This window comes from Edaphobacter sp. (assembly GCF_035532915.1).
Classification (GTDB): Bacteria; Acidobacteriota; Terriglobia; order Terriglobales; family Acidobacteriaceae; genus Edaphobacter.
On the sequence record NZ_DATKQC010000204.1, the window covers coordinates 1 to 3,990 of the forward strand.

Consider the following 3,990-nt stretch of genomic DNA (forward strand, 5'->3'; position numbering starts at 1 on the left):
GAGCGTGCTGGAACGCAGCTGCAATGAACGGCGACAGCAGAGCGAGCGTGGCGCGCACTCCCCGGTGCTTGAAGCTTAAGGACCGCAGGAATGCCTTCAACTTCGCAAGTGATCCGCGCAGCCCGCGTGCAGTTGCTGGACCTGGCCGTATACTTTCGTTCCCGACCATCGTGCCACTGTCACCCGCCACATGGCTTGGTGCATTCCATGCTGGCCACGATGAGAGTGTACTGCAACTGGAAAAAAGCTGCCCAGATTTCAGGCCTATTTGCAGGGTAAGAAACGGCAGCCAAATTCTTCAGAAGATCTGGCTGCCCCCCAGGGATTCGAACCCCGATATGCTGATCCAGAGTCAGCATATTCAAAGCCCTTTTCTGGCGGTCATCTTGTTTAGATTCATGCGTTTACCTGGTTATCGTTTTCGGCGGTGTGCCGTAAAGTGTGCCGTGAATTCAGAAGGTCGCGCGCCACGTCGACCTCGTGGTGCTGGTATTTCAGGGCGGAGCGATAGTCGCGCTGGCCCATCAGGTCCATCACCACCTTGAGGTTGCCGGTCTTGCTCAACACGAAGCTGCCATAGTCATGACGGGCGCAGTAGAGCACGAGCGAGGCCGGCAGATCTGCCGCTTGCCTTGCCCGCACCCACTGCCGGTTCACCATCGCCGCTCCAATGTGCTTGCCCTTGCGGCGCGATTGCCAGACCCAGCCCTCCGTGCGCCCCGCCGAGCACGACCGGAGAATCTCACTCACCCGGTCGCTTAAGGGAACGCATCGGGTGCCCGATTCAGTTTTGCTGTCGGGAACCGTGATCGCGTGGGCATCGAAGTCGATGTTCTCGATCCGCATGCGATAGAGTTCCCGGGCGTTGCGCATGCCCGTATCCCTCATCACCACGATGATGTCCTTGAGCGGCTGCTCGGCTACCGGCAGCAGCCTTCTTTCCGCCTCTTCGTTGAGGCGCAGCGAGCGTCCCCTTTCTTTGAAGAGCGCGAAATCGGGCACCTCGCGGATCAATTTGTCCTCCTTTGCCTTGTTGAGCATGCGGCGCAGAGTCCGCAGTGCGTTGTTGCCGTTCGACGGCCCGCCGGAAAATTTCAGCGCCTCGACGGCCTTTTTGCCGACCTTGTCCAGGCGCATGCCGGCGAGCTTCTTTTTCCCCAACAGCCGCCAGCCGTTGCGATAGTAGCGGCGGGTGTCAGCCTCCAGACGCCCGGTGTCCACCCACTCGAGAAAATCCTTCGAATATTCCCGCAGGGTGGGCGGCTTCCGGTCGAGCGGATCGCTGCCCTTGATGGCATCAGCGAGTTTGAGAGCAGCGACCTTGGCCGCCCTGGTTTCGTCGGTCTCCTTGGTGGACCCGCGGTAACGCTCGCCGCGGACTGTGAAGTCATACCAGAAGAAGGGTGATTTTGGCTTGAGAAAGAGATCCACGCTTTCACTCCCCGCAGCCCGCACGGAAGCAACTCGCATGTTTCCCACCGCCCATCCGAAGCCATCGGCAGACTTCGATCGGCTCAGAATGCGCGTCCTGAATCGATCATCCCTGGATTGCTGTACAGGCAGCCGTGCGCACGCCGGGGTGCTGTGCCGGGAGAGACACATCCGGTGAATTCGTCGCGGCCTTTGGAAGCGGTCTCACAAACGCTTTCGGACCGCGGAAAATCGACCGGATGCGATCCGCTTCGACGGCCTTTGCGCCTGCAAGCTCCGGTTTGCGACACCGCTTGTAATCGAATGTCATGCGGACACAACGCGCGCAGCAGGTGCGCACCTCCAGCAGGTCTCGCAATGCCCGGCGCGCCGACCGACGTAATCATCGAAGGCAGCGCGTGGCTGCTCCGCTCGGGGAGCAAATGACTTCACTCCATTCCGGTCAACAAGTCAGAAGGTCTTTGTCGTGTCCGGATCGCGCCGGGCCCGATGATCCCGCGCCGGCCACGCACACCGATCCGTAATGCGTCGCTGACGTCCGTTCTCGAAAGGAGGATGTCCAGTCACATGGACGTGACAGCGCGGAACAGATGAGTGGTGGCGATTCTGCGCGCCACTGAACCACGACAACTTACAACCCAACCCGCCCGTTGTTCGCGCCTTCGACAAGGCTTGCGAGCAGCGGGCTTTTTAGTTTTGGAGAACAAGCACGATGAGATCAATCGAAGAATTCCTTTCCGAAGTGGCCCGCCGCAAGAACTCTCCTTCCGCAGCTTTCACCTCCGATCAATGGAACCGCCGGTCAGCTCTGCCCGATGCCGTGCGCCAGGCGGCCAGCCGCGGCTGGCATGTCTTTCCCGTCAGCCGGCTCGCAAAGCCTATGGGGAATCCTGACCTGCTGATCGGTGAGGCCAGCAGTAACCTGTCTCGCCTGGAGGAGTTGTCGGCCGAGTATGCGCCCTGCGAATGGCGCCTCGCCCACGGGCCCTCTTCCCTGTGCGTCCTCGAACTGAGCGGGCGTCAAGGCAGTCATGCATTTGCCGCCCTCAGCGGGCAAGAAGAATGCCTCACGCTTCAGGCGCAGCGCGCGGACATGGCCTGCGCCTTTTTCGGTTACCCCGAGCCCCTGGTGCTGCGCGACTCCGCGAAGAAGCTGGCGCCGGGCCTGAGAATGTTGGGGCCAGACGACAGCTGCACCATTCCGCCATGCCGCGGTTGGTTCTACATCAATCCGTGGGCCGAGGTCGAGGCGGTTCCCAAATGGCCGCGTGAGCTTGCATTCGAGAACTCGACATGGTGCACTCCTTCGTATGTCATTTGTTTTCAAAGAGCCAATTCGTGGAAATTGCCGACGGTGGGGTGTTGCCTTTCGATCTTTCGGTACGGTATCGTTCCACTTCCGACTTGAGCAGTATCCATGGAGCATTTGCGCAGACCTGTGTTGCGCACAAGAGCCCAGTATGAATGAGGCGCAAGATTGACGATTGCGTAAGCCCCAGCAGTCTCGCAGCCTGGCCTACGAAAATTTCTCCGCGCTGCTCAAGCTCTCCGGCTTTATGCACGGGGATCGAATAGCGATTGCGTAGCGAGCAGATCCGCTTCTCTGTCCAGTTCTCTCCGTGCGGCGTGCGCTGCTGATTGCGATTTAGAATCGACGCGATTCTGGCGTCGGTTTCCACGCGCGCGAGCTTGCGGACAATCTCTACCACTTCAGGTTCGGTTACGTAGCGGTGGTGGCCTGTGCGTACCTTCGCAAATTCTATTTGCGTATGATCGCCGCCTTGCCAGTGCAGCACCAGACGAATCATGTCGTTCTGTGTGGTTGCGATAATCTCCTTCAGGGCGATGCGCAGGAGCTGCTTCTTATGCTCTGGAGGGCTCTGCGGTGCATTCCACAACCGCGGTAAGTCTCTTGCGAAATCCATAAGTTCGCTCTTTTGCTGAACGGTGAGGGGATGCTCACGACTCTGTTCCAAGATCGCGAGTTCTTCTTCAAGTTGAGCTTCTATTTCCAATGCGCGATTCCAGCGACGTTCGAGTTCGGCTGCTACCATGCGGTTGTCCGGATCGACCACGTCGTACTGACGCCGTGCGCGGGTCACCTCATAGCAAGCTTGCTCGACCGCCAACGCCTTCTGACGAATGCGTTCATCGTTGGCATTACTTAGCAAGTCTATCGCGTCCATAGCTGCATCCATAACCAACGGAGACAGACACTGCAGTAGTTGTTCCGATACCATCTGGTCGGCGCGGAGTCCGCCGAAGAGTACACAACTTGTTCGTTCACCGTTTAACTGGTAACCGGAACATGCATAGCGAATCGCATGTGGCGTCGGGTACTGAACGTGTAACTTCGCACCGCAGTGGCCGCAACGTAGCAGGCCTGCAAGTAGAGCGTTACCTGAGCGAACTGATCCACGAACAAAGGCGCTGGCTGCGTTTTCGTTCTGTGTGATCATCTTCCGGTTGTTCTCATATACGTCCCAATCAATGTATCCCTCGTGATGATCGCGAAGCAATACCGTCCACTCCTCGCGGCGGGTGCGCTTGACGCGATGA

3 protein-coding genes are annotated in these 3,990 nt (G+C 58.8%); 1 reads left to right on the plus strand and 2 read right to left on the minus strand.

Features of this window, described 5'->3' with window-relative positions; genetic code table 11:
* Nucleotides 1–396 precede the first annotated feature (396 nt).
* Entirely contained in the window at nucleotides 397–1,431 is a 1,035-nt protein-coding gene (locus VMU57_RS10000; RefSeq protein ID WP_325382962.1) for a tyrosine-type recombinase/integrase, read from the minus strand.
* A gap of 712 nt (nucleotides 1,432–2,143) precedes the next feature.
* Here VMU57_RS10000 and VMU57_RS10005 point away from each other — a divergent pair.
* Entirely contained in the window at nucleotides 2,144–2,839 is a 696-nt protein-coding gene (locus VMU57_RS10005) for a bifunctional DNA primase/polymerase (protein WP_325382964.1), read from the plus strand.
* Here VMU57_RS10005 and VMU57_RS10010 read toward each other — a convergent pair.
* Nucleotides 2,745–3,990, minus strand: a 1,246-nt coding sequence (locus tag VMU57_RS10010) for a recombinase zinc beta ribbon domain-containing protein (protein ID WP_325382966.1), incomplete at its 5' end; no start/stop codon positions are given. The two genes, VMU57_RS10005 and VMU57_RS10010, sit on opposite strands and share 95 nt — an antisense overlap.